Annotated in this window: 26 protein-coding genes and 3 pseudogenes; 13 read left to right on the top strand and 16 right to left on the bottom strand. The window is 51.5% G+C overall.

Annotated features, from left to right (window positions below; genetic code table 11):
- Positions 1-23 precede the first annotated feature (23 nt).
- Entirely contained in the window at positions 24-734 is a 711-nt protein-coding gene (locus JBO43_RS00780) for a YnfC family lipoprotein (RefSeq protein WP_095281920.1), read from the bottom strand.
- 107 nt (positions 735-841) lie between these two features.
- Entirely contained in the window at positions 842-1873 is a 1032-nt protein-coding gene (locus JBO43_RS00775) for a methyltransferase (protein ID WP_202673496.1), read from the bottom strand.
- Between the two features lie 335 nt (positions 1874-2208).
- Between JBO43_RS00775 and JBO43_RS00770 the strand changes: the two genes are divergently transcribed.
- From JBO43_RS00770 to osmV, 7 genes are all read left to right on the top strand, one after another.
- Positions 2209-2511, top strand: a complete 303-nt coding sequence (locus JBO43_RS00770) for a DUF1161 domain-containing protein (protein WP_095281918.1) — start codon at positions 2209-2211, stop codon at positions 2509-2511.
- Positions 2512-2645: 134 nt separating this feature from the next.
- The gene (gene ynfE / locus JBO43_RS00765; RefSeq protein WP_202673495.1) at positions 2646-5084 is read left to right on the top strand and encodes a selenate/tellurate reductase subunit YnfE; all 2439 of its coding nucleotides are present in this window, start codon (positions 2646-2648) and stop codon (positions 5082-5084) included.
- Positions 5085-5096: 12 nt separating this feature from the next.
- On the top strand, positions 5097-5711 hold the full coding sequence (gene dmsD, locus JBO43_RS00760) for a Tat proofreading chaperone DmsD (RefSeq protein ID WP_202673494.1): 615 nt from the start codon (positions 5097-5099) through the stop codon (positions 5709-5711).
- Between the two features lie 410 nt (positions 5712-6121).
- On the top strand, positions 6122-6835 hold the full coding sequence (osmY, locus tag JBO43_RS00755; protein WP_202673493.1) for an osmoprotectant ABC transporter permease OsmY: 714 nt from the start codon (positions 6122-6124) through the stop codon (positions 6833-6835).
- An 18-nt stretch (positions 6836-6853) separates the two neighbouring features.
- Complete coding sequence (osmX, locus tag JBO43_RS00750; RefSeq protein ID WP_202673492.1) at positions 6854-7753, top strand: osmoprotectant ABC transporter substrate-binding protein OsmX; 900 nt, start codon at positions 6854-6856, stop codon at positions 7751-7753.
- 9 nt (positions 7754-7762) lie between these two features.
- Positions 7763-8410 (top strand): osmoprotectant ABC transporter permease OsmW, encoded by a 648-nt coding sequence (gene osmW, locus JBO43_RS00745; protein ID WP_095281912.1) that lies wholly within the window; start codon positions 7763-7765, stop codon positions 8408-8410.
- The gene (osmV, locus tag JBO43_RS00740) at positions 8410-9555 is read left to right on the top strand and encodes an osmoprotectant ABC transporter ATP-binding protein OsmV (protein ID WP_095281911.1); all 1146 of its coding nucleotides are present in this window, start codon (positions 8410-8412) and stop codon (positions 9553-9555) included. Before osmW ends, osmV begins: the two co-directional genes overlap by 1 nt.
- Positions 9556-9596: 41 nt before the next feature.
- Here osmV and bioD read toward each other — a convergent pair whose 3' ends face one another.
- From bioD to JBO43_RS00725, 3 genes are all read right to left on the bottom strand, one after another.
- Positions 9597-10292: a dethiobiotin synthase gene (gene bioD, locus JBO43_RS00735; RefSeq protein WP_095281910.1), complete on the bottom strand. Its 696-nt coding sequence runs from the start codon at positions 10290-10292 to the stop codon at positions 9597-9599.
- A 132-nt stretch (positions 10293-10424) separates the two neighbouring features.
- On the bottom strand, positions 10425-11645 hold the full coding sequence (mlc, locus tag JBO43_RS00730; RefSeq protein WP_103946342.1) for a sugar metabolism global transcriptional regulator Mlc: 1221 nt from the start codon (positions 11643-11645) through the stop codon (positions 10425-10427).
- 119 nt (positions 11646-11764) lie between these two features.
- Positions 11765-12673 (bottom strand): multidrug efflux transcriptional activator YnfL/SxtR(Kp), encoded by a 909-nt coding sequence (locus JBO43_RS00725; RefSeq protein WP_095281908.1) that lies wholly within the window; start codon positions 12671-12673, stop codon positions 11765-11767.
- A gap of 121 nt (positions 12674-12794) precedes the next feature.
- On the opposite strand from JBO43_RS00725, the gene JBO43_RS00720 reads away from it, so the two are divergent.
- Entirely contained in the window at positions 12795-14048 is a 1254-nt protein-coding gene (locus tag JBO43_RS00720) for a multidrug efflux MFS transporter YnfM/SxtP(Kp) (RefSeq protein WP_095284261.1), read from the top strand.
- Here the strand turns inward: JBO43_RS00720 and JBO43_RS00715 are convergent.
- From JBO43_RS00715 to JBO43_RS00700, 4 genes and pseudogenes are all read right to left on the bottom strand, one after another.
- Positions 14049-14327 (bottom strand): annotated as a pseudogene (locus tag JBO43_RS00715) (methylated-DNA--[protein]-cysteine S-methyltransferase); the annotation flags it as partial.
- Positions 14328-14369: 42 nt separating this feature from the next.
- A pseudogene (locus JBO43_RS00710) lies at positions 14370-15112 on the bottom strand (isocitrate lyase/PEP mutase family protein); the annotation flags it as partial.
- Between the two features lie 80 nt (positions 15113-15192).
- Positions 15193-15537, bottom strand: a complete 345-nt coding sequence (locus JBO43_RS00705; RefSeq protein ID WP_202673491.1) for a DUF1294 domain-containing protein — start codon at positions 15535-15537, stop codon at positions 15193-15195.
- A gap of 71 nt (positions 15538-15608) precedes the next feature.
- The gene (locus tag JBO43_RS00700; RefSeq protein WP_202673490.1) at positions 15609-16091 is read right to left on the bottom strand and encodes a glutathione peroxidase; all 483 of its coding nucleotides are present in this window, start codon (positions 16089-16091) and stop codon (positions 15609-15611) included.
- 341 nt (positions 16092-16432) lie between these two features.
- Between JBO43_RS00700 and JBO43_RS00695 the strand changes: the two genes are divergently transcribed.
- Positions 16433-17422, top strand: coding sequence for a hypothetical protein (locus JBO43_RS00695; RefSeq protein ID WP_202673489.1), 990 nt, complete (start codon positions 16433-16435; stop codon positions 17420-17422).
- A gap of 240 nt (positions 17423-17662) precedes the next feature.
- Here the strand turns inward: JBO43_RS00695 and JBO43_RS00690 are convergent, their stop codons facing one another.
- Together JBO43_RS00690 and JBO43_RS22850 are read right to left on the bottom strand one after the other, a co-directional pair.
- Positions 17663-18040: a RidA family protein gene (locus JBO43_RS00690; RefSeq protein WP_202673488.1), complete on the bottom strand. Its 378-nt coding sequence runs from the start codon at positions 18038-18040 to the stop codon at positions 17663-17665.
- Positions 18041-18075: 35 nt separating this feature from the next.
- Positions 18076-18165 (bottom strand): annotated as a pseudogene (locus JBO43_RS22850) (VOC family protein); the annotation flags it as partial.
- 144 nt (positions 18166-18309) lie between these two features.
- On the opposite strand from JBO43_RS22850, the gene catA reads away from it, so the two are divergent.
- The gene (gene catA, locus JBO43_RS00685; RefSeq protein WP_202673487.1) at positions 18310-18987 is read left to right on the top strand and encodes a type A chloramphenicol O-acetyltransferase; all 678 of its coding nucleotides are present in this window, start codon (positions 18310-18312) and stop codon (positions 18985-18987) included.
- Between the two features lie 23 nt (positions 18988-19010).
- Here catA and JBO43_RS00680 read toward each other — a convergent pair whose 3' ends face one another.
- From JBO43_RS00680 to JBO43_RS00665, 4 genes are all read right to left on the bottom strand, one after another.
- On the bottom strand, positions 19011-20939 hold the full coding sequence (locus tag JBO43_RS00680) for a putative bifunctional diguanylate cyclase/phosphodiesterase (protein WP_202673486.1): 1929 nt from the start codon (positions 20937-20939) through the stop codon (positions 19011-19013).
- Positions 20940-20956: 17 nt separating this feature from the next.
- On the bottom strand, positions 20957-21451 hold the full coding sequence (locus JBO43_RS00675) for a putative pterin-binding protein (RefSeq protein WP_095281901.1): 495 nt from the start codon (positions 21449-21451) through the stop codon (positions 20957-20959).
- A gap of 427 nt (positions 21452-21878) precedes the next feature.
- Positions 21879-22556: a hypothetical protein gene (locus JBO43_RS00670; protein WP_202673485.1), complete on the bottom strand. Its 678-nt coding sequence runs from the start codon at positions 22554-22556 to the stop codon at positions 21879-21881.
- A gap of 21 nt (positions 22557-22577) precedes the next feature.
- The gene (locus JBO43_RS00665) at positions 22578-22982 is read right to left on the bottom strand and encodes a YybH family protein (RefSeq protein ID WP_202673484.1); all 405 of its coding nucleotides are present in this window, start codon (positions 22980-22982) and stop codon (positions 22578-22580) included.
- 111 nt (positions 22983-23093) lie between these two features.
- Here JBO43_RS00665 and JBO43_RS00660 point away from each other — a divergent pair, with 111 nt between their 5' ends.
- Complete coding sequence (locus JBO43_RS00660) at positions 23094-23558, top strand: NUDIX hydrolase (RefSeq protein WP_202673483.1); 465 nt, start codon at positions 23094-23096, stop codon at positions 23556-23558.
- A 21-nt stretch (positions 23559-23579) separates the two neighbouring features.
- Here JBO43_RS00660 and JBO43_RS00655 read toward each other — a convergent pair whose 3' ends face one another.
- Positions 23580-24098, bottom strand: coding sequence for a ClbS/DfsB family four-helix bundle protein (locus JBO43_RS00655; RefSeq protein WP_202673482.1), 519 nt, complete (start codon positions 24096-24098; stop codon positions 23580-23582).
- 169 nt (positions 24099-24267) lie between these two features.
- Here JBO43_RS00655 and JBO43_RS00650 point away from each other — a divergent pair, with 169 nt between their 5' ends.
- Together JBO43_RS00650 and JBO43_RS00645 are read left to right on the top strand one after the other, a co-directional pair.
- Positions 24268-25206 carry an omptin family outer membrane protease gene (locus JBO43_RS00650; RefSeq protein ID WP_095281897.1) on the top strand — a complete coding sequence of 313 codons (939 nt, stop codon included), beginning with the start codon at positions 24268-24270 and terminating at the stop codon, positions 25204-25206.
- Positions 25207-25679: 473 nt separating this feature from the next.
- On the top strand, positions 25680-26123 hold the full coding sequence (locus JBO43_RS00645; protein WP_202673481.1) for a VOC family protein: 444 nt from the start codon (positions 25680-25682) through the stop codon (positions 26121-26123).
- Positions 26124-26218: the final 95 nt, after the last annotated feature.

Here is a 26218-nt window from a genome sequence, read left to right as displayed (position 1 = left end):
ACCCGGCGTACAACACCGATTTATCAATAATATTCAATACTGTTTTTGATCGTGTACTTATGCTCAACAGCCGGTTTTACGCTGTCGTCCGTCATCTGTAACTCACAACTGACCGGGTTGTCGTGACGATCGTAATCACAGCTCTGTTTCACCGTACCCAGCGGTTTATCGTTGAGCAGGCTGATGGCGGAATAATCCAGTTTTTTACGTTTATCTTTCGATGGCGTAGCCGAAACCGAGAGATGCTGATCGCCTGAAACCGTGGTTTTACCCAGCGGATAACCGTCTGCGTCGTAGCGATATTTCACTTCCATCGCCTTACCGTGTGCGGTCACGATAAACCCGTTATCGTCCGTATCCCAGGTGACGCCCGCAGAGGGTAATTCGGCTAACTGGCATTTACCCTGCAGCTTAATTTTCTGCTGCTGCGTTTCGGCATCCACATAAAAATTGGCGTCCAGCACCAGAGCTACGCCAGTGTTTGCGTCCAGATCGTGCAACTCCAGGGTATCGAAACACCCTTCTTGCGAAAGCGATCCTGTTACGCGCTTACTCACTTCCCCTTTTTCATTGAACAGCGTCTGGGTGAAGTCTTTTACCGGCCCGCGCAGGGGATCAAAATCAAATTCATTTGAAAAGCTGGCCATCTCCGGCGTAAAAGACAGCGGCCCGGAGGCGTTATCGCACCCTGCCAGCAGGCTGGTCAGCCCAATCATTACTGCTAGTTTCTTCACATTCTCACCGATGCGTGGAAATTAATCCCAATCATATTAGCCAATATAGATGTAAACATTATAGCGAAACCGCATCGGCAATTTATCACTTTATGTGTTAGCAAGCGTCAGGCCAGAACCGCCTCCACAATCGACAAATACGACGGCGTGTGGATTATCCGATTAATCTTCAGCCCGACGTTACCCAACATTTCTGCATACTCTTTCTCCGTGCGCGCCCGTCCGCCGTCGAAGCCCGACAGCAAGATTAGATCCATCTCATATCTCCCCTGCTCGTTATCCTTTTCTTTAATCATCGGCTCCAGAATTAATAAGCGTGAACTGGCTTTCATTGCTTTGCGACAGGTTTTTAATATCTGGCTGGCTTTGTCGTCCGGCCAGTCCATCAAAATATATTTCAGCATATAAATATCAGCGACCGGACAGGCTTCAAAAAAACTTCCTGCCACGGTTTCCCAGCGCGAATCGTCGCCCAATAAATGCAGGCTGTTTTCAGTCACGACGTTTGGGCGATCAAATAAAATACCATGCAGCGTTGGATTTCGGCGTAAAACCGTTAATAGAAGATTCCCCAATCCACCGGCAATATCAACGACCGTGGCATTTTCCGGGAATTGATAATTATCCACCAGGATGTCGTTTTCAACGCTCGACATAGATGCCATCCCGGCATGAAAACCGTCGTCGCCGGACGGCGTTTTTTTCGTGCCCCAGTACTCGTAAAAAGGCATGCCAAATAATTCGTTGAAGACCGGTTTGCCTTTGACGATATCCGTCATTTCGCCAGCGGGCTGCCACATGGTTTTATCCGTCAACATCAACACCCCTTCACGCAGGGAGTACGGGGTGTCTGATCGCAGAAACTGTGCGGCGGGAGTGAGACTGAACAGGCCGTCGTCGGTCATTTTAAACACGTCGCGTGAAGCCAGCGTGCGCAACACCCGATACAAAAATCCGGAATCCACGTGCAATTCCTGCGCGAGCTGTTCTGCGGTTTTCGCTTCGTCTTTCAGATGATCCGCAACCCGTAATAACGCCGCGGTGCGTAGCGCGGCTTGCCAGACAAACCCCATGCTTTGTTCTAACACATACATGCCATCACGACGTTCTTTATCCGATAAACTTTTTTGGCTTACCATTTTGTTTCTCCTGTGACGATATAGGTAAAGTACAGAATTAAAATGAAACGTCCGCCAACAAGCCTAATGGGATTAAATAAATTAGCCACCAAATAAAATTTATTCTTTTTTATCATCATGGCAATTAAAATCCACGCCACCAGAAATAGCGTACATTAATATGGCCAGCAATTGACTCTATTAGATGACTACTCATCACAGAATTAAATAATCACATCTCGCACCTAATCCAGGTAAATTAACCACTCGGATTTTTCAGAAAATTTCTCTGCAATACAGCTATTTACATTATCCCTGCTAAAATAAAGTCCACACACAGAGATAAGGAGCTAGATATGAAACGGTTACCCTGGATTACCGCGCTGCTGTTAACAAGTATTTCTCCTGCGGTGCTGGCCGCTCCAGACTCCTGCGAGCGAGTGAAAAGCGACATCCAGCAGCGAATCATCAACAATGGCGTACCCGAGTCTGGATTTAGCCTGAACATCGTTCCCGGCGATCAAGCGGATCAACCTGACGCGCAGGTCGTCGGGCATTGCGCCAACGATACGTTCAAAATTCTTTATACGCGCACCAGCAGCGGCAATGCTGCCAGCAGCGCGGGCGCACAGGACAATACCCAAAGCGAACCGCAGTAATTTCATCGCAGAATTTCCCTTAGCTTGATAAGGATTAAGGTTTATTACCCCTGAATAGGTAAAACTCACTCCATCATTAGCCCGGTTGTAATCGCGGGTGCTTATCACACGCAATGACAAAGATGGAGTGAGTCATGTCCGATGTCGAACATCACGGCGGGATTAGCCGTCGAGCGTTGGTTAAATCCACTGCAATTGGCTCGCTGGCGCTCGCAGCCGGTGGGATCTCTTTACCCTTCGGCCTCAAAAGCGCCGCTGCCGCCGTGCAACAGGCCGTAAACCCTGCCGCTGAAAAAGTGGTCTGGGGTGCCTGTTCGGTTAACTGCGGCAGCCGCTGCGCCCTGCGATTACACGTCAAAGATGACGAAGTTTACTGGGTCGAAACCGACAACACCGGTGAAGACATTTACGGCGATCACCAGGTTCGCGCCTGCCTGCGCGGCCGCTCAATACGCCGCAGAATTAACCATCCCGATCGACTCAACTACCCGATGAAGCGCGTGGGCAAACGCGGCGAAGGTAAGTTTGAGCGCATCAGTTGGGATAAAGCGCTGGATACCCTCACCAAAAACCTGAAAAGTGTGGTGGAAAAATACGGTAATGAAGCCGTGTACATCAACTACTCTTCCGGGATCGTCGGCGGCAACATCACCCGCTCCTCGCCTTACGCCTCGCTGGTCGCACGTCTGATGAACTGCTACGGCGGTTTCCTCAGCCATTATGGCACCTACAGCACCGCACAAATTGCCTGCGCCATGCCTTACACCTACGGCACCAACGACGGTAACAGCACCTCGGATATCGAAAACACCAAACTGGTGGTGATGTTCGGCAACAATCCGGCGGAAACGCGAATGAGCGGCGGCGGGATCACTTACTTCCTCGAGCAGGCGCGTGAACGTTCAAATGCGCGGATGATCGTCATCGACCCGCGCTATACCGACACCGCCGCCGGGCGTGAAGATGAGTGGATACCTATTCGTCCAGGCACCGACGCCGCGCTGGTCGCCGGTATCGCATGGGTGTTAATCGATGAGAATCTCGTCGATCAGCCGTTCCTCGATAAATACTGCGTCGGCTATGATGAAAAAACGCTGCCTGCCGATGCGCCCGCAAACGGTCACTACAAAGCCTATATTCTCGGCCAGGGTGAAGACGGCACGGCGAAAACGCCTGAGTGGGCGTCGCGCATCACCGGCATTCCCGTCGACAGAATCATCAAACTGGCGCGCGAAATCGGCAGCGCCAAACCGGCGTATATCTGCCAGGGCTGGGGTCCGCAGCGTCAGGCCAACGGCGAACTGACGTCGCGGGCCATTGCCATGCTGCCGATTCTAACCGGCAACGTGGGGATCAACGGCGGCAACAGCGGCGCGCGTGAATCCACCTACACCATCACCATCGAGCGCATGCCACTGCCGGACAACCCGGTGAAAACGCAGATCTCCTGCTTTAGCTGGACCGATGCGATTGTGCGTGGCCCGGAGATGACCGCCACGCGTGATGGGGTACGCGGTAAAGATAAGCTGGATGTGCCAATCAAGTTCATCTGGAATTACGCCGGGAACACCATCACCAACCAGCATTCCGATATCAATAAAACCCATGATATTTTGCAGGACGAAAGCCTGTGCGACACCATTGTGGTGATCGACAACTTCATGACCTCGTCGGCGAAATACGCCGATATTCTGCTGCCGGACCTGATGACTGTCGAACAGGAAGACATTATTCCTAACGACTACGCGGGCAACATGGGCTATCTGATTTTCCTCCAGCCCGTCACCGCGCCTAAATTTGAACGTAAACCGATCTACTGGATCATGAGCGAAGTGGCGAAACGCCTGGGGCCGGATGTTTATCAGCAATTCACCGAAGGCCGCACGCAAGAGCAGTGGTTAAAGCTTCTGTATGCGAAAATGATTGAAAAAGATCCTAAACTGCCGTCTTACGAGGCGCTAAAAGAGATGGGGATTTACAAGCGCAAAGACCCGAACGGTCACTTTGTGGCCTACAAAAAGTTCCGCGACAACCCTGAGGCTAACCCGCTGAAAACCCCGTCGGGCAAAATCGAAATCTACTCCAGCCAACTGGCAAAAATCGCTAACAGCTGGGAGCTGGAGAAAGACGAAACCATCAGCCCGCTACCGGTCTATGCCTCCACGTTTGACGGTTGGGACGCGCCTGAACGCAGCCAGTTCCCGTTACAAATGTTTGGTTTCCACTTTAAGGCTCGCACCCATTCAAGCTACGGTAATATTGATATCTTACAGGCGGCCTGTCGTCAGGAAGTGTGGCTGAATCCAGTCGATGCCGGCCAGCGTGGCATTCAAAATGGCGATCTGGTGCGCGTATTTAACGCTCGTGGAGAGTTGCGCATTCCCGCTAAAGTCACGCCGCGCATCATGCCGGGCGTGAGCGCAATGGGCCAGGGCGCGTGGCACGAAGCCAACATGACCGGCGACCGCGTGGATCATGGTTCCTGTATCAATACGCTTACTACACACCGCCCTTCGCCGCTGGCGAAAGGCAACCCGCAGCACACCAACCTGGTGCAGATCGAGAAGGTTTAAAGGAACGCAGTGATGAATGAAGTTTTACCCCGCGAGTCGTTCGCATTAAGTGCCAGGGTGCTGGGAGCCTTGTTTTACTTTTCACCGGAAAGTGAGCAGACCGCTCCGCTGGTCACGGCCCTGACCACAACCGACTGGTATCAGGACTGGCCGCTGGAGCAGGCAAGCTTATTGCCTGTCGCTGAAACCCTGCGCACTCCATCAGATGAGCCGCTGCCCGACGCCTGGCAGCGTCTGTTTATCGGCCCGTGGGCACTGCCCGCGCCGCCGTGGGGTTCCGTCTGGCTCGATCGTGAGTCGGTGCTGTTTGGTGACTCGACCCTTGCCCTGCGCCAGTGGATGCGTGATAACAGCATCGCTTTTGAAATGAAGCAGAACGAGCCGGAAGATCATTTTGGCACGCTGCTGATGCTGGCCGCCTGGCTTGCCGAAAACGAACGAGACGCCGAACGCGATCAACTCCTGGCATGGCATTTGCTGCCGTGGAGCCAGCGCTTCTTGACGGTGTTTATTGAACAGGCCAACCATCCGTTTTACGTTGGCATTGCTCAGCTCGCCCGTCTGACGCTGGCCGAATGGCATTCCGCGCTGCTCATTCCGGTCGCAGACAAAACGCTTTACCGATAATCCTCTCTTCGCACGGCACATCTGGTGCCGTGCGAAACTCCTTTTTTGTTACGGTGTCACTTTTCGCTTTCTCTCTTTAGGACAATTCTGCCCTTTTCCGCTCAGCCCTTATCCCATAAGGCGTAACAGCCTGTTTACATTGTTATCGTCTCTCAACTCATTTCGCGCTTCGCTGGAACCCTTCCCATTCGCTTGCTATAGCTCAATTACCCCTGCCGAAACATGGCATAACAACAGGCAATCAATGGGTTGCTTTACTCTAAATAATTCAAGTTGCTTGAAGGCGGCAAACCCGAGAATCCCCAGGAGCTTACTCAAGTAAGTGACTGGGGTGAGCGGGTGCAGCCAACGCATAAGCAACTTGAAGTATGACGGGTATATAACGCATGCGCACAGGGAGACACACCGCAATGCACTCATCTTTACTCAAACGCACGCTGCTTTTCATCGCCGCGATTGTTGCCGTTCTCGCGCTCCTTGCGTGGGGAATTGGTCTGGATACGATCAAAGCGCGCCGGGTTGACCTGCTGTATCTCGGTCAACAGCACCTGATTTTGGTGTTCTCTTCGATGTTCTTTGCCCTGCTGGTCGGGATTCCAAGCGGGATTTTGCTCAGCCGCCCGGCGGCACGTGGCACCGCCGAATACGTGATGCAGATCTTTAACGTCGGCAACACGCTTCCTCCACTGGCGGTGCTGGCGCTGGCAATGGTGGTGCTGGGCATTGGCGATACCCCGGCGATCATCGCGCTGTTCCTTGCCTCACTGCTGCCGATTGTGCGTAACACCTATGCCGGGCTGTGCTCGGTGCCCGCTTCGCTGCTGGAAGCCGCGAACGGTATCGGGATGACCAAATGGCAGCGTCTGCGTCAGGTGGAAATTCCGAACGCCTGGCCGGTGATGCTCTCAGGCATTCGCATTGCGACGGCGATCAACGTCGGGACCGCCCCGCTGGCGTTCCTGATTGGTGCCAGCAGTTACGGTGAATTGATTTTCCCAGGCATCTATCTGAATGATTTCCCGACGCTGATTCTGGGCGCGGCGGCTACGGCGCTGTTCGCGCTGATTCTGGACACGCTACTGGCTGCGCTGGGGCGTCTGATGAGCCCGCATATCGCACGATAACAATAACAAGGAGCACGTATGAGACTGTTTTCACGCCTTGCGGGGCTGGTTGCCGCCGCGTTTCTGGTCAGCCAGGCTCAGGCCGCACCGCTGATTCTGGCGACCAAGAGTTTTACCGAACAGCATATTTTGTCCGCAATGACCGTCCAGTATCTGCAGAAGAAAGGGTTTCAGGTTCAGCCGCAGACCAACATCGCGACGGTGATTTCCCGTAACGCGATGATCAACAAGCAGATTGATATGACGTGGGAATACACCGGGACCTCGCTGATCATCTTCAACCACATCAACAAACGTATGTCGCCGCAGGAGTCTTACGACACGGTGAAACGCCTGGACGCGAAGCACGGCCTGGTGTGGCTCAAACCGGCGGACATGAACAACACCTACGCGTTCGCCATGCAGCGCAAACGCGCCGACGCCGAGCACATCAATACTATGTCAGAGATGGTGGCGAAAATTGAACAGATCCGCAAAACCGACGCAGATAACAACTGGCTGCTGGGCCTGGACCTCGAATTTGCCGGGCGCAGCGACGGCATGAAGCCATTGCAGGAAGCTTACCAGATGAGTCTGGACCGCCCGCAAATACGCCAGATGGACCCCGGTCTGGTCTATAACGCGGTGCGCGACGGCTTTGTCGATGCCGGACTTATCTACACCACCGACGGGCGCGTGAAAGGTTTCGACCTGAAAGTGCTGGAAGACGACAAAGGCTTCTTCCCGAGCTACGCCGTGACGCCGGTGGTACGTAAAGACACGCTGGAAGCCAATCCGGGTCTGGAAGCAGCGCTCAATACGCTTTCCGGTCAGCTCAATAACGACGTTATCACCGAGCTCAATAAAAAGGTTGATATCGACCATCAGTCACCGCAGCAGGTCGCCCGTGATTTCCTGCGTAGCAAACAGCTGCTGTAAGGAGGCGCTATGGAGACGATTCACTACATTATTGATAACTGGGATTATTTATTAACGCTGACCTTCCAGCACCTGTGGCTGGTGGCGCTGGCGGTCGGGCTAGCGATTATCATCGGCGTACCGCTAGGGATTTTGATCGTGCGTCACAAATGGCTGGCCACGCCGGTGTTGGGCATCGCGACCATCGTGCTGACGATCCCGTCGATTGCCTTGTTTGGCCTGATGATCCCGCTCTTTTCGATGGTCGGTCAGGGTATTGGTGCCCTGCCCGCCGTCACCGCCGTGTTCCTGTACTCGCTGTTGCCGATTGTGCGTAACACCCACACCGCGCTGGACAGCCTGCCACCGGGCCTGCGCGAAGCCGGACGCGGGATAGGCATGACTTTCTGGCAACGTCTACGTTGGGTGGAAATCCCGATGGCGCTGCCGGTGATATTTGGCGGTATCCGCACCGCCGTGGTCATGAACATTGGCGTTATGGCGATCGCTGCGGTGATCGGCGCGGGTGGCCTGGGTCTGCTGTTACTCAACGGCATAGGCGGAAGCGACATTCGTATGCTGATTGCCGGTGCCTTAATGATTTGTCTTTTAGCTATTGTGCTCGACTGGTTGCTGCATCGCCTGCAGGTCGTGCTGACTCCGAAGGGGATTCGATAATGATAAAACTGGAAAACCTCACTAAACAATTTTCACAGAAAGGCGGCCAGCTGGTTAAAGCCGTGGACAACGTTAATCTGAATGTTCCCGAAGGGGAAATGTGCGTCCTGCTGGGGCCGTCAGGGTGCGGTAAAACCACCACCCTCAAGATGATCAACCGTCTGATTGCGCCGAGTAGCGGCAATATTTTGATTAACGGCGAAAATACTAACGAAATGGACACCGTCACGCTGCGCCGTAATATTGGCTACGTTATCCAGCAGATTGGCCTGTTCCCTAACATGACCATCGAAGAGAACATTACCGTCGTGCCACGGATGCTGGGCTGGGACAAAGCGCGCAGCAAAGCGCGGGCCGAAGAGCTGATGGACATGGTGGCGATGGACCCGCACAAGTTCCTCAATCGCTATCCGCGAGAAATGTCCGGCGGACAGCAGCAGCGTATCGGCGTGATCCGCGCGCTGGCTGCCGATCCTCCGGTGCTGCTGATGGATGAACCGTTTGGCGCGGTGGACCCGATCAACCGCGAGGTTATCCAGAATCAGTTCCTCGAAATGCAACGTAAGCTGAAAAAGACGGTGATGCTTGTCAGTCATGATATCGACGAAGCGCTCAAGCTCGGAGATCGTATCGCTGTGTTCCGCCAGGGCCGTATCGTGCAGTGCGCGAGCCCCGACGAGCTGCTGGCGAAACCGGCCAATGAATTTGTCGGCTCCTTTGTCGGGCAGGACCGCACGCTGAAACGCCTGCTGTTAGTCTCGGCGGGTGATGTCACCGACCAGCAGCCGACGATCACCGTGCGCGAATCCACCGCCCTGCCAGAGGCGTTTGCTACGATGGACGACAACGATATTCGTGCTATCACCGTGGTCGATGAAGAGGGCAAACCGCTGGGCTTTGTGAAACGTCGCGAGGCGCGTCACGCTACGGGCGCCTGCGCGGACATGCTGCACCCGTTCCGCATGACGGGCAAAGCAGAAGATAACCTGCGCGTGGTGCTGTCGCGCCTGTATGAGAGCAATACCAGCTGGATGCCGATCGTCGATGAAGACGGACGCTATAACGGTGAGATTTCGCAGGATTATATCGCGGAGTATCTGAGTTCAGGACGTACCCGTCGGGCGCTGAATATTCACGAAAGCTAGTGTTAGAGCCGGGCAGTCAGGACTGCTGCCCGGTTTTGGCGTTACGCGACAACCTTCTCAACGGAAAAGGTGCTGTCCAGCATCGTCAAATCGATGTAACGCGCCAGATCACGCTGCTCGGCGCGCGGGAGATACGGCAGTTCACCCACCAGCGGGCCCTGCAGCTTTTTGCTTAATACGTCGATGATTTCGGCGTAATGGGCCAGTCCTGGGTTAATACGGTTAGCCACCCAGCCAATCAGCGGTAAACCGTCGTTGGCAATGGCCTGAGCGGTCAACAGCGCGTGGTTGATACACCCTTCCTGAATGCCCACCACCATCAGTACCGGCAGCTGTTCCTGCACCACCCACTCCGATAACGGGCGCAAATCGTTCATCAGGCTGCGCCATCCGCCGGTGCCTTCAATGACTACGTGATCGACCTGGTCACCGAGATTCGCCAACCCGTTCGACAGCAACGAATAATTGATCAAACCGCTATGTGCGACGCTGCTTTCGTCTTCACTCAGCGCAATAGGGTTAATGGCCTGATAAGGCAGCTCAAGGCTTGAGACACTTTGCAGCACCAGCGCATCTTTATTGCGTAGTCCATCTGGCGTCTCTTTACTTCCTTTCGCGACCGGTTTATACCCTGCCACACTCTTACCGCCTGCCGCCAGGGCCTGCAGCAAAGCGCGGGACACCACCGTCTTACCGACAGAAGTATCAGTACCCGTTACAAAGAAACGCTTAAGCATCACTCACTCCACCTTTTGGGCATATGCTTTGAAAATATAAACCAAGTAAATAATTCAGTGGAGTGAGTCTAAGGTATGCGCCGTCGGTCCAGATTGAGATAGCGCAATTTTTATGAGATCAGCGAAAAAGAGTTATCCCTGCAGCAGACGAATCAATAATGAGCCGTTATACATCGCATCTTTCACCAGCGCCGCACCGGCCATCGTGCCCTGATTGGAAAATTGCGTGCTCTCGACCACCATATTCTTACTGTAGGCCGGGAGGGATTGCTGGCGAATACAGTCGGTAATCGCCGGGAAGAGAATATCCGCGGCCTGATTCAGCGGCGAGCCAATGAGGATTTTTTGCGGATTAAACAAATTCACCATAATGGCGAGAATACGCCCAACGTTATTACCCACGCCGGTGATGATGTCCTTCGCCAGCAGATCGCCCTGCCGCGCCGCGCCGCACAATGACTCAATGGTCAATGGCTGGCCGTGCAGCGAGGAGCTCATCGACTGACTCAAACGCAGCTGCGCCAGATCCATCACGCTCTCAACGCTGGCAATCGTTTCCAGACAGCCGTGGTTGCCGCAATAGCAGCGTTTACCGTAAGGATCGACCTGCGTATGGCCAATCTCCACCAGGCTGCTGCTGCCTGCATGAAGCAGACGCCCATCGGTAATCACCCCCGCGCCAACGTTATGATCAATCACCACCTGAATCACGTCGCGTGCGCCGCGAGACGCGCCGAATAACGCTTCCGCCATCGTCCAGGCGCTGATGTCATGCTGAATATAAACAGGCACGCCGGTGTGATTCTCCAGCACTTCGCCGAGCGGCATGTCTTTTACATCGTCGTAAAACGGCATGCGATGCACAATGCCATTCTCCGTATCAATGATTCCCGGCATGGTGATGGCGATGGAGGTCAGACGTTCCAGCTTCTGCTGGTGGCGAATAAAGAACTGATCGATATGGGCAATAATGCGTTCAAGCAGGGTTTGCTCTGACTGAAGCGGCAGTTCAAGCCGGTCTTCGACCACCAGCTTGCTGCTTAAATCGCGCAGGGCGAGGATCACTTCAGCACGGCTGATGCGAATAGACAGGTAGTGCCAGGCTTCGGTTTCCACCACCAGCCCGACCGCAGGACGGCCACGGCTGCCAGGCTCCTGGATTTCCGTCTCCTGAACCAGATGGGCTTCCAGCATTTCACGTACAATTTTGGTAATACTGGCTGGCGCCAGTTGAGCCAGACGAGAAAGATCGATACGCGAGACCGGGCCAAGCTGATCAATCAGGCGATACACCGCGCCCGCGTTGGTCTGCTTAATTTGATCAATATGTCCTGGCTGACTATCAGCAACCACCGCTTACATCCTTATTTTTCGCGCTTCGAAATAAACTTTGGGCTATGGTGAAGCACTTCGCAGGCAATCGTCAAATTTAAACTTAGCCATGTGATTTACCGCACATTTTTTACCCTTTTTCAGACCGTTATTGGTCGCTTTGAGGCTGCAATTAGCTGGTTTTTGAAACGCTGTGCCGCATTGCTTTGTTCATGATGTTTCGGCCATACCAGCCACATTTCCGAGACCGCATCTTCTTCGGCAATCGCCACCCAGCGCATTTCGCTGAGCTGCACGCGTTTAAATGACGCCGGAAGAATCGACACCCCCAGCCCTGCCGCCACCAGGCCGATAATAGTCATCGCCTCGCCGACCTCCTGGGTGATGACCGGGGCCAGCCCGTAGCGACGCATCAGGCCCAGGATATCATCATACAATCCGGTTCCCACGTGCGGATCGAAAAAGACAAACGGCTGCTGGGCCAGTTCCGAAAGCGTGACCGACGCCTGTGAAGACAGCGGATGATCGCGAGGGATCATCGCCAGCAGCGGTTCGCGCAGGATAACCTCCCAGGCCAGCGTATCGGGCAAATGGGTGTTGCGCATCAGCCCTAAATCGAGCGAACCCTCATTGAGCGGGACGATTTGCTCACGGGTGTTGATCTCCCGCGTCTGAATATGCACGTCAGGGTAATGGCGACGAAACGACGACAGCGTGTCCGACACCGCACTGATAAACGGGGCCGACGAGGTAAACCCGATGCGCAGTTCACCCGTTTCGCCCAGATGCAATCGTTCGGCACGGGCCGCGGCATCCTCGACGAGGCTCAGGATATGTCGGCTGTCGGCCAGAAACTGCCTCCCCGCTTCCGTCAGGCTCACGCTGCGGTTAGTGCGGGCCAGCAGGCGAGCGCCCACCTGCTGCTCAAGGATTTGGATCTGCTGGCTCAACGGCGGCTGGGAGATGTTGAGGCGCGCCGCCGCTCGTCCAAAATGCAGCTCTTCGGCAACGGCGATAAAATAACGTAAATGGCGCAGCTCGATATTCATATGTTTAACGTATCATTTGAGATTATTAATATATTAGACAGAATATTTACAATTTCCTACTCTGATCTTGTGGTCATACCCGTCACCAGAAATCACGGGGATGTTTAAGCAAGGAACTTTTGTGAGTCGTACATCTACCGTTGATATCGCCCCGGCAAGCGACATCGATGATTTACCCGCAGCACCCACGCCAGCCCAGTTTATCAAACGCGGTACTTCCCAGTTTATGCGCGTTACTCTCGCGCTATTTTCCGCAGGCCTCGCGACCTTCGCCCTGCTGTACTGCGTGCAGCCGATCCTCCCGGTTCTTTCTCATGAGTTTGGCGTGTCGCCTGCCAGCAGCAGTATTTCCCTGTCGATCTCAACCGGGATGCTGGCGGTCGGTTTGCTGTTTACCGGCCCGCTTTCCGACGCCATTGGCCGCAAACCGGTGATGGTCACGGCGCTGTTGCTCGCCTCGGTCTGCACGCTGCTGTCGACGATGATGACCAGCTGGCACGGGATTCTGGTGATGCGTGCTCTGATTGGGCTGTCGCTAAGCGGCGTGGCGGCGGTCGGGATGACCTATCTGAGCGAAGAGATCCACCCAAGTTTTGTCGCGTTTTCGATGGGACTGTATATTAGCGGTAACTCGATTGGCGGCATGAGTGGACGCTTGCTGAGCGGTGTCTTCACCGATCTTTTCAACTGGCGCATCGCGCTGGCGGTGATCGGCTGCTTCGCCCTCGCCTCGGCGCTGATGTTCTGGCGTATCCTGCCCGAGTCCCGCCATTTCCGCCCCACGTCGCTGCGGCCCAAAACGCTGTTTATCAACTTCCGCCTGCACTGGCGCGACCAGGGGCTACCGCGCCTGTTCCTGATGGGCTTCCTGCTGATGGGATCGTTCGTCACGCTGTTTAACTACATTGGCTATCGACTGATGCTTTCCCCGTGGCATCTCAGCCAGGCGTTTGTCGGCCTGCTGTCCGTGGCTTATCTCACCGGGACCTGGAGTTCGCCGAAAGCCGGTGCGATGACCGCGCGGTTCGGTCGTGGGCCGGTGATGCTGGTCTCGACTGGCGTGATGCTGGCGGGTTTACTGCTGACGCTGCTCTCGCCGCTGTGGGTGATTTTCGCCGGGATGCTGCTTTTCTCCGCAGGTTTTTTTGCCGCGCACTCCGTCGCCAGCAGCTGGATTGGCCCGCGCGCCCGTCGCGCCAAAGGCCAGGCCTCTTCGCTGTATTTGTTCAGCTACTATCTGGGCTCCAGCATCGCCGGGACGCTCGGCGGCGTGTTCTGGCATAACTACGGCTGGAATGGCGTCGGTGGGTTTATCGCGTTGATGCTGTGCTCGGCGCTGCTGGTGGGCATGAGTCTTCATAAGCGATTGCATTAATTTTTCATGATTAATAAGCCACTCTTTACGCGCAGTGCCGCCACCGTAGCCGGTCATCGTGCCGTCTATACCGATAATTCGGTGGCACGGAATGACGATAGCCACCCGGTTTGTACCATTGGCGGGGGCCACTGCGCGTACGGCATTGGGCTTATCAATCTGTTCTGCAAGCGCCTGATAGTGCGCCGTTTCCCCGTAAGGAACGGCGCGTAACCCCTGCCAGACCACACGCTGGAAATCACTGCCCGGCGTATCAAGCTGAATCTCAAACTGCTGGCGCTGTTCCGTTGGCGCTGCGCCAGTCAATTGTTTGCAGGTGAGGAAGACTCCAGCAAAGGACTGTTGCGATGCGATCGTTTTTAAGGTCTTTTCCAGCGTCGCCTGAACGGACGCATGTACAAAATTCCCCATCGATATGCGCTTTACACCAAGTCAGTCAGAGTGCGGAAGTCGGGAAGATCGGGCATACACATGACGTTGAGCGGCAACGCGATCTCTCTGGAAATGGTCGCTATATCCAGCTCAGACGTCAGACAGGGAATAAAAAATCCGTCTGCCCCCGCCTCTTGATACATCCGTCCACGAGTGAGGGTTTCCTGTAATGCCTGCCCGTGACCCACAAGATACGGATCGCTGCGAACATTGATAAACATATCAGTCAGTTCACCCCGAATCGCTTTTAACTTCTCGGCAAATACACTTGCGTCGTCGAGTTGTCGAACACCGTTAACCACTCTGCTGTCTTCCAGGTTTACCCCGACAATGCCCAACGTTGATAGACGCTTAAGATTCCCGACAATCTCCTTTGCGCTCTCACCAAAACCGGCTTCGATATCAACGCTTAATGGTAAACCGGTCGCTGACTTAATCCGCGAGACGATATAGAACAACTCGTCAAACGACATACCTTCTCCGTCCGGGTAACCCAGCATTGCAGCAATGGCAGCACTTGATGTCCCCAGCGCCGGATAACCCGCCTGCTCCGCCGCGCGAGCGCTGGAGGCATCCCAGACGTTAGCGAGAAGTAATGGTGTGTTCTGGTGGGGAAGTTCAGCGAAGTTCATGGTTATCCCCTTGTGCGGTGTGCAGGTTCAATCCAGGGCATTCGGGGAAACACCGACAACCGAAAATCGGACGAGCATTTTTAGAAAGGCGAAACGGGAGCAAACCGGTAAAGCGCCGCCATCACGGCGATACTCGCTATTACGCTGATGACGAACCAGGTTTTGAACGGCTGTTTTTGCGTTTTATGGCGGAAAATCTGTTGACCCACAATCGCGCCCGGCCATCCACCGACCACCCCAAACACCAGCAACGTAGATTCCGGCACTCTGCGCCACGCCTTACGCGCCGCCATTTTGTCCACCCCGTAAATCACCAGCGTTAATACGTTGGCGAGCAGGAGCCAAATGATCACCGGGTGTGAGGTAAAAAAGCTGCCGACTGCCGCGAAGAGCAGGAGTAAATAACAAATGCGATTGAGATTCATAAGGTTAGTTACAGCCGTGTTAGAGCTTGTCGCAAGCTCTCTAAAATGAAGGGGTAGAATGCCAGGAGCACTTAGATTTCAAGCGCTGCAACGATGGCGGCTTCCATTTTCTCCGGGGTGGTGAACGGTGCAAAACGCTTGAGCGGCTTGCCGTCGCGCCCGATCAGGAACTTAGTGAAGTTCCATTTAATCCGTCCACCCAGCACGCCGGGCAATTCGTCTTTCAGGTAACGAAATAGCGGATGGGTAGCGGCGCCGTTGACCTCCACTTTCTCGAACATCGGGAAGCTCACACCGTAGTTGATGTGGCAAGTCTGCGCGATGGCGTCGGCGTCTCCGGGTTCCTGCTTACCGAACTGGTTGCAGGGGAAACCAAGCACCACCAGCCCCTGGGGGGCATACTTCTTGTAGAGCATTTCCAGGCCCGCGTATTGAGGCGTGAAGCCACAATGGCTGGCGGTATTCACCACCAGAACCAGTTTTCCAGCGTATTCAGCCATAGAGATGGGCTGGCCGCGCAGACGGGTGGCCTTCAGTTGATGAAAGGTGATCATGGCGGAATCCTCAGTGCAGAACCAGTCTAACGTTAAGTGCGATACATCTTTGCAAAGTCGAACGAAAAGGACAACAAACGGGCTTTCGCATTTGTGATCGTGCAGCACATGGCTTTCTCATCAACCCGCAGGCAAGAGCGCAAAACTATCTACTATCCTTAGTTCATGGAATAAATTTCCATTGTGACCATCAGTTTTAATTTCTTTCAGTTTTACAGCCTTCCCTTTTTCAAGTGACATCACCTGGCTTCTGAAGAGCCTCAATGTTGAAGGTGATAATGTTTCCTGTTTTCAATCAGTTCCTGGTTCCGAACGCAAAGATTAATTAAAGGACAACAGCTATGACTCACATTCACGAACAATCTGCAGTTAACACTAGCTACCCCGATACGCGTCTGACCCTGCCCGCCGCGAGCAGCAGCGCCGTATCCTGGGGTGCCATTTTTGCAGGCGCGGCAGCAGCGGCTTCCCTCTCTTTGATTTTGCTGATGCTGGGCGCCGGTTTAGGCCTTACGTCCGTTTCGCCCTGGGAAAGTCGCGGTCTTGACGCAGGTACGGTGGGTATCGCTGCCATTGCCTGGTTGACGTTCACTCAAATTGTTGCGTCGGGAATGGGAGGCTATTTAGCCGGTCGACTGCGCACAAAATGGGTCGATACCCACACCGATGAAGTTTACTTCCGCGATACGGCACATGGATTTTTGGCCTGGGCTGTGGCAGCGCTGGTATCGGCGGCGCTGTTAACGAGCACTGTCGGTGCCATCGTGGGAGGGGGGGCTAAAATCGCGGGTACCGTTGCCGGGGGTGCTGCGGTGACCACGGCGGCTGGTGCAGCAAGTATGGCAAACGGGTCGTCTGCAGTTTCCGGTTCGTCAATGAGCTATTTCGTTAACTCATTGTTCAGGGCGAACAATTCTGCCACACCGGCAAACGTTGCAGCCGATCCCGCTGCGCCAACTGCGGCTCCTGCTCCTGCAATGCCCTCTGCATCTCATCAGCCCGTTTCGCCTGCACAGGTTGGCGAAGTGACCGGTATCTTTGCCAACAGCATTACCACCGGCGCCTTACCCCAGGAAGATCGTCAGTATGTCGCCCGGCTGATTGCTCAAAATACGGGTATCAGTCAGCAAGAGGCTGAACAACGGGTACAGAGCACCTATGACAAGGCCCAGGCTAAATTAAAAGACGCGAAGGAGAAAGCGCAGCAGGCTGCTGATACGGCACGTAAAACCACGAGCTATCTCATGCTTTGGACGTTCATTTCTCTGCTGGCGGGTGCCTTCGTCGCCAGTCTGTGTGCGACCTTCGGTGGCCGTCAACGTGACTTATAATTCCTAATTATGCGAGAGGTTTAAAATGCGCTCATTATTACTGTTCTTTTTAGGCGTACCTATTCCAATCATTATCCTGATTGCGCTGTTTTCCCATTAAGGCTGGGGTAACAACGCAGTATTTTCAGGCGTAATATCTGGAGAGTTGCACGCAAACAAAAAGCCGGATAACGCTAATGCGTATCCGGCCTAATACTGTGTTAACACCACTTTTAGTGCGTTTTGCCAGAACGGAATGGATCAAAGACCGAAAATCGCTTCAATTTCAATGTGAAGATCAGGTGAGAAAAGACGGCTGACTTCCACGAGCGAGCTGGCAGGCAAGTGATCGCCGTAATGTCGATACAGCACTTTGCGAAGTTCGTCGATCTCCTCGAATGAGGTCACGAACAGGGTAACTTTGATAAGCGCTGAAAAATCGATGCCCTCAACGCTGACTATTTTCTTGATTTGGCTGAATATTTCTTCCGCCTGTTCAGCAATGCCTTCATGTTGAGCCACCGTCCCAAACGCAGTGAGTCCGGAAATGTAGAGCGTGTTGCCATGCTTGACGGAATGGACGTACGGCGCTTTGACATCACCTAACTCAGAATAATTCTTTCTTATTACATGACCCATGTTGAAAGCCTCTTGAAAGTGAACAAATAGCGACCTTAATCCTCCCTGCTCTGATACAGATCCCAGCGGTTGCCAGAGATATCTTCAAAGACCACAACAGTACCCTATTCCTCTTCACATGGCTCCTCGCGATACTTTATTATCTGATATATAAAATGTTTTAAACCGCCTTCCCTCCTGTATGAGGATGCGCTACTCTCAAAATGCGTTCGCTACCAAAACGGTATGGGGCCTGTAAGTATGCTTAATGTACAATCAAAGGTTATAAAATGAAAAAAACAACCCCAGAATATACCCCTGTTGACTTATCTCGTTGGGCAAGAAAAGAGCATTTTGAGGTATTTCAGTCATTTGCCCAGAGTACAATTAATCAAACTGTCCTGGTAGACATTACCGCACTTCTGAAACATATAAAGGAGGTGGGTTGGAAATTTTACCCTACTATTATTTCCCTCCTCTCTAAAATCGTAAACAGTCATTCAGAGTTCCGTATGGCCATAAAGAACAATGAGCTTGTCGTATGGAATGAAATTCATCCAAGCTATACCATTTTCCATAATGAAACGGAGACCTTCTCTTCAATATGGAGTCACTACGATGGCAACATTCATCACTTCCAGGACGCTTATTCACAAGACGTTACACGCTATGGTAATAACCTTTCTTATTGGCCTAAGGGAGAGTCTCCGGAAAATGTATTTTTCGTTTCGTCTATTCCGTGGGTAACTTTTACCAGTTTTAATGTCAACGTTGCTCACATGCAGAACTTCTTCGCTCCCATGTTTACGTTTGGAAAATACTATGAACAGGATGGAAAAATATTGTTGCCTCTCGCCATTCAGGTACATCATTCCGTATGCGATGGTTTCCATGCAGCAAGACTGTTCAATGAATTACAAGCGATGTGCGATGACATACAGCACCTGTCAAAGGAACTTAATGACTGATGTGGAATTAAAGCACTTCCCCTTTAACCGTTTCTGATTTTCCCATCTATATGGGGCTGAGGTTTACCAAACAGATAGCCTTGTGCGAAATCGCAGCCCAGCACCTGAAGGCTTTCCAGCTGCTCCTGTGTTTCAACACCTTCCGCAACGGCCTTCATATTGAGTGATTTCGCCATGCCGGTGATGAGCCTGATAATATTAACGGCGTCTTGCTGTGTCGATATGGCATACACAAAGGACTTATCTATTTTGATTTTATCGAAGGCAAGCCTGCTGAGGCGCGAAAGAGAAGAATAGCCGGTACCAAAATCATCGATAGATATTTTCACCCCCAAAGCCCGCAGCCTGTTAAGCGTATTCATCGGTGTATTATTCTCAGTAAAGAGAGATGATTCCGTCACTTCCAGTTCAAGACGATCAGCAGGTAGTCCCGTTTCGTTTAGAATGGACATCACTATTCCGGCAAACGCTTTACTGCCTAGCTGGACAGGAGAAACATTGACGGAAATTTTAGCCGGAATCGCCCAGGAAGCAGCTTCCCGGCAGGCCATTTCAAGCACCGATTTCCCCATCTCGTTAATCATTCCTGTTTTTTCAGCCACAGGAATAAAACTGTCCGGCGACAGAAGGCCCTTCAGAGGATGCATCCAACGAATCAGGGCTTCATAGCTGTAAACTTCCCGGCTGAAAGAATCGACAATAGGCTGATAATAAACCACGAATTCTTTATTCACTAAAGCCAGCGCCATATCATGCTCGAGGGTTCGGCTTTCTTGCAGCTTATCCAGCATCCATTGCCGGAAGACTTTTATCTTACCCGCACCTTCTTTTTTGGCTTCATACAGAGCCAGATCGGCAAATTTATAGAGATAGTCGGAACGGCGTTCAGTGTCTGAGATGACAATACCGACACAGGTGGTGATATTAATAATCGTGTTATATATCGTGTACGGCTGATTGATTGCATCACATATATTTTGGGCTCGTGAAATGGCACGACTCTCAGTCAGGCCACTTGAGAGAAACGCAAATTCATCCCCGCCTAAACGATAAAGCGTGTCAGAAGAAAGGCCCATCGAAGTCAGACGCTTTGATATCTGGCGTAATAACATATCACCGACATCATGACCATACGTATCATTGACCTCTTTGAAACGGTCTAAATCAAACAACATCACGCTCACAGAATTATTGCTTTTTACTGCGCTCTCAATGGTTTCATTTAAATTCTCCCAGAAGAAATGGCGGTTATTCATTTCTGTTAGAGAGTCATGGTAGACGTCATACTCCAGCTTGGCATTCTGCACTTGCAGTTTTTCTTTCGATTCCTGCAATGCTTCAGCAAGACTCTTTACCTGAAGATGTGCCTTCAGAATATTTCTGTTCTGGAAAAATATCAGCACACCCAGTATCGCACTCATTATTATCAGCAATACCGAGGTCGCTGAGTAAATATAGTACAGGGTTTTAATTTTGAGGTTGGCGTCATTAATCGAGTTGATATCTTTGTCTAAAGCACCGGACGACAGACGAGCCAGTTGCGGATCGAGCGTGTGCATTATTTGCAGGTAAGCCTGGAGTTCTGAGCGATTCATTTTCTCAAGGTGAACATCCAGATAATCAAGCGTCTTTTCAAGCTGTAAAGCCAGTGCATGATGAGCTTTGCTACTTTCGATGTAATTACTCAGATCACCCTGTTTCATCAAATCACTTTGGCTGAGCATGATGTCGAGACGCATGCGCACATCATCCAGCGTCATCGTCTCATCGATAGCGTAAAGACCCAGCAACGATTCGAACCTGTAATATTCTGATACCAGCTGTGCCGCAGACCACGAAGCGGCGTAGTGAGTCAATTTCTGTAACTCTTGTTGCCTTTCATGCACAAGGAAAGAGATATACCCGGTGGATATAAAAAGGAAACAAATGATGCCAGCCAGAATTCTGTTCATGTTGGTCTTATGACCCCTTACTCAATAGCCATTCTGCTGACCTGCCAGGCTGATCTTGAATAATAAATCTGATTATTCAGCTCAGGTATGCTGTCGTAAGGGTAAACCACAAACAACGGGCCTTTATCACGGATACGCATATATTCGCCGTTGATTTTTAAAGCAAGGATGACGTTGTATTTCTTAAAATCACTGAGCGGGATTTCGGTGGTGTAGTCATTGAGCGCAGTGACCTTAACAACAGACCCTTTCGCCCCGACATAATCCATGAGTTTTTGTAGTGAAATACCCGTAAAGGTTGTGCGGCCATTGTACCAGGGAGAAGTCGTCTGGAAGCTGACCATGCCCAGTTTCTCAAGGCTCGCGAGATCAAAAATGGCTTTACCACCCTCATTTGTATTTTCGATATGACCAGACAGCGTTAAAAGGACTTTACCGGTAGGTCTGGCAAGTTCACCCGCCCAGACCTGAGTAGAGAGCGCAAAACTTAACAGCATGACAATTAACCGCATTCTGACCTCGTATATCAACCGGATGTTAAAGAATTATAATTTAGTTATTGTGCTATTTACATATGATCCAGGGCTATTATTGTTGCAATCATTTTAGCATTATTTTAATCCATTGAAATCAACCAGTTAAAAGAAACCGTTCTTTTTATATTGATTAAATAAGATCGATGCCGTTATTTGGCATACCCAAACAGCACCATCGTTAGTACAAAAAACAAGCAATGTAATTACTCAGCGCAAATAAATACACCGCATAAAGCGGACCACAAGAACAACCACACACCTCTCAATAAAAAAGCCGGATGGCGCTGACGCTTATCCGGCCTACGGGTTCTTTGACATCATTTACACAGCGCATCAGCTTCCAGCTCAAAATACGACGGCGTCTCCGGCAACGCCCGTCCTTGCGCGGTTTACCTATTATAAATCAATAAATTAAGCACTTTCCCCAATTGTAATTCACTCTCGCTAACACAAGTTCTCCCGACACCTCACCAAAATCGACCGCCTGATGCCGGGCAAAATACTCGCGCAGTGATGTAGGTAAAAATTGCGCGCTGTATCGCAATAGCGTGCTGTGCCAGAACGGCGCGGGCAAGGGGCTACCGGTATGACGCTGTAGCAACTCCTCTTTCCACTGAGACGCTAAAACGCTCTCGCAGAATGACTGGCGCATGGCAATAGCCGGATCATCAGGGATACCGGCAAGCAGTAACTGACTGGGCAGAGCCACCAGCCGTAGCTGCCGGATCACTACTTGCTTCCCCTGATATTCACGCCAGATATCGGTCAATTCCCCTGCCTTCGTCGGGAGCGATTCGTTTTCTTCGTACAGCGGCAGAGTCAGGGGCAGAAAGGTAAAATGCACGCTACTGATCGGGAGGATATCGGCCAGCCGATCGCCCTCCACGAGCGTGTTCAGCTCACGAATGAGCTCTTCGACTGGCGCTGGCACCTGCGGTCGTATACCTGTTGCCAGTGCCAGCTTGTCGGGATCGTAGTAACGCTCGGTCCTGATTTCACCGATGCCGGGGTTTTCCCGCCAGAGGGTGAGCGTTTTCTGGTTAGCGGCGTCGTAAACTTTTTGCAGTTGAGTGGGTTCCATGACCGAACCGCCCTCCTTTCATCAGGCAGTCTCAGCATCTAAAAGTGACGTGCCATAGGAATTATCAATTGTACACAGCCAGCGACCGCTCTTTTCCTGCCGGAAAACATAGGTTGCACGCCGCGTGGTTTCGACTCTTCCCCCCTGACCATCAGGGAAACGAAGGACGGTCTCCATGATAACAAGTGCATTGCCGCCGCCTTCAATAACCTGCATCTCTCCCTGCTCAACAATAAGTTGATCCTGAAAGTAATCAGAAATGGCGATAAAGGCTTTGCGGATATTTTCTTTGCCAGTAACGATCAAACCTGGTTTAACCACCAGAGCCGCATCCTCAGCGTAATTCTCCATCAGAGAATCAAAGTCTTTAGCGGAAATCGACCTGTCACAGGATTCAATAATCTGGCGTAGCGGATGTGAGTGCATGGATATTATCCTGTAAAATGACCAACCTGTATTACCTGGTAACTCAGTGTATATGTATAGCTACCAATTTTTATTGATCATTGGGGTTAACATTTTATTTAAGGAGACTTTGTGCGTACTCGTCCATCATCCCGGTTACTGGTCCTTTCGCCTGAAAATCACGTTTTGCTCTTTTGTTTCTGCCATAGCGATGATGCATTAACCGGAAAAACCTACTGGGCAACGCCAGGCGGCGGGCTTGAACACAATGAATCTTTTGAGCAGGCGGCTTTGCGCGAATTACAGGAAGAAACGGGTCTGACAAGAACATCGGCAGGACCGCAGATAGCGTCCAGAAACTTCACAATGATGCTCCCCAGCGGGGAAACGGTTCTTGCACAAGAGCGTTTCTTTATTATTCATACCGATAAATCAGATATTGACCGCTCAAGGTGGACTAGCAATGAAAAGAAAGTCATTCGCGATCACCGCTGGTGGACACTCGACGAGCTAAGACAGACGCATGAGATCATCTTCCCGCTCGATTTGATCATCAGCATCCTTGAAGACCCCTCAGCGTTTAAGGTATCGACATAAGCTTGATGTTCGCGCCGATCCTTACTTCAAACTGACATTATTCTTTTTCGCCCACTTCCTTAATCTTCCATTTGCATTGGCGTAAGGCGAAGAGGTATTAAACGAAATCATTCGCCCCATCGTCCATTTTGTGTACCAGGGTTTTCCATACAAAACATCATCAGTACGCTCATCAATCAGCGTCACAATTTCATTTTTTACCGTCTGCAGTTCTGCAATGAGAGCGTCATAAGGTAAATCGCTATAATCTTCGTAAAATTTTTGAGCAAGAAGACCAAGCTGATTCCATTTAAAACCGGATTCCGGAAAATCGACAGGCTGGCCTTTAGCATCAGAAGTTACCCACTTAACCACCAAAGAATTCCATCCGAGTAAATACGAAACAAGGTCATGAACACTCATCTCTGTCCCTTTAGCGTGCCCTTCCATTACGTAACCGGACGTCATTTCGGGCGGGATGGTATTGAGGTAACGGATTAATTTACTGAAGTTTTGATCAATAGCTAAAAGCAATTCAGCTTTTGTTTGCGGCACACTCATCAGAATTCCCTCTCATGGAAGAAAACACACCGGAAAATCACTGTGATGTCAGGATGCATTCCCGCTGCGCGTTCTAAAATATTACCAAAACTGGCAGTTGATTGTCATTTGTATGACTTTTAGAATAATTCTGCAACTCATTGATTAAATTTTATTTAGGGAAAAAATAATGAAAAAAAGTCGCGTTGCAATAATGATGATGGCCACATTTTCAGGCGCAGTTTATGCGGGTGCCGCGCAATGGACACCGGATTTTTCCCCAGACAGTTTACGTGTTTCAGCCTCCGGTGGGATGCTGAGTGGGAAATCTCATGAGATGGTTTATGACGAAGTAACAGGCCGAAAAATCAGCCAACTGGACTGGAAAATAAAAAATGTCGCCATTCTGAAAGGCGATATTTCCTGGGACGCGTACTCTTTCCTGACGCTGAACGCGCGCGGTTGGACGTCATTGGCATCAGGCTCGGGACATATGGATGACTACGACTGGATGAACGAAAATCAGTCCTCATGGACAGACCACTCATCCCATCCGGCGACGAATGTCAATTATGCCAATGAATACGATCTCAATGTGAAAGGCTGGGTATTTCAGAACGAAAATTATAAAGCTGGGGTAGTCGCAGGTTATCAGGAAACACGTTTCAGCTGGACGGCTACCGGCGGCTCTTACAATTATGATAACGGCACTAATACGGGGAATTTCCCGGCAGGTGAACGGGGAATTGGTTATAGCCAGCGATTCTCTATGCCCTACATTGGCCTTGCGGGACAATATCGCTTTAATGACTTTGAAGTTAACGCGCTGTTTAAATTCAGCGATTGGGTCCGGGCACACGATAACGACGAGCACTATATGCGTGATCTGACCTTCCGTGAGAAAACGTCGAACTCACGCTATTACGGCGCTTCAATTGACGCGGGATATTACGTCACACCGCACGCCAAAGTCTTTGCCGAATTCGCCTATAGCAGCTACGAAGAAGGTAAAGGCGGCACTCAGATTATTGATAACAACAGTGGCGAATCAGGTTCCATTGGCGGAGATGCAGCGGGCATTTCTAACAAAAACTATACCCTTACCGCCGGTCTGCAATATCGATTCTGATGCAGCGAGACGCGTCATCTATTTCTACAAAATACTAAGCCCCTGACGGGGCTTTTTTATTGATTTAATTTCCAAAAAAGAACCGGATATAGGTTTCGTAGCGATGGCCTGCCCCTGTTGAGGATAAGAAAATTCACTTCAGCGAGTGACAAATCAAAAATACGATCTAAGATTTTGAAGGACGAAAACGGATTACAAGGAGTTTCTGATGATTATTGTTGTAGCAGCAGTCTTAGTATCCCTGCTCGTTGTGTTGGGACTTAACTACATTTTGCAACAGCTGATGAGTGCATGGTGCGATCCGGATGGTCATTAAGTCTCGCTGAAATGTTAAACGCCCTGCTCCCTGCACCTCGTGCTTTGCCGTTTCAACCTCCCGTCTCGTGGGCAGCCCAATGCTGCCCTCAGGCTTGACCTGAAGTTAACTTGAGCTTTTAAGATACCCTCCGGAACTCAAAAAAAGGACTCAGGTTATGAAAGAGGTGGATGTTGGTTTTACCCACGTGGCATTTGTCGTAAGGGATCTGGATAAGAGTATTGATTTCTATCACCGCTATGCGGGCATGGATGTTGTTCACAAACGAAAACCTGACGTCCCGGAGGCGCGCAAAGTTGCCTGGCTAAGCGATCGCACACGTCCGTTTGCCCTCGTTCTTGTCCAGGCCGATGTGGTGACCGATACCCCGTTGGGCAATTTTGGTCATCTTGGCGTCGCATGCGCCAGCATTGAGGAGATCGACCAAAAAGTGGAGATGGCACGTTCAGAGGGCGTGTTGCGCAAAGAGCCGGTTCAGGCTGGCGATCCCGTTGGCTACTTTGTCTTTTTCGCTGATCCTGACGGGAATACTCTAGAGCTATCCTACGGTCAAAGGGTTGGGCTTGAAGCCTCGGGTGCGGAGCGTGAATCCAGCCGTTAACATGCCAGTAGTTCGTTACTGGCGTAAATCTCACACCCTTTAAAAAAAGCCGGATGGCGCTAGCGCTTATCCGGCCTACGGGTTCTGCTTACACC

Source organism: Lelliottia jeotgali (assembly GCF_016771845.1).
In the GTDB taxonomy this organism is placed as follows: Bacteria; Pseudomonadota; Gammaproteobacteria; order Enterobacterales; family Enterobacteriaceae; genus Enterobacter; species Enterobacter jeotgali.
This window is presented reverse-complemented; position numbering and strand designations above follow the sequence as displayed.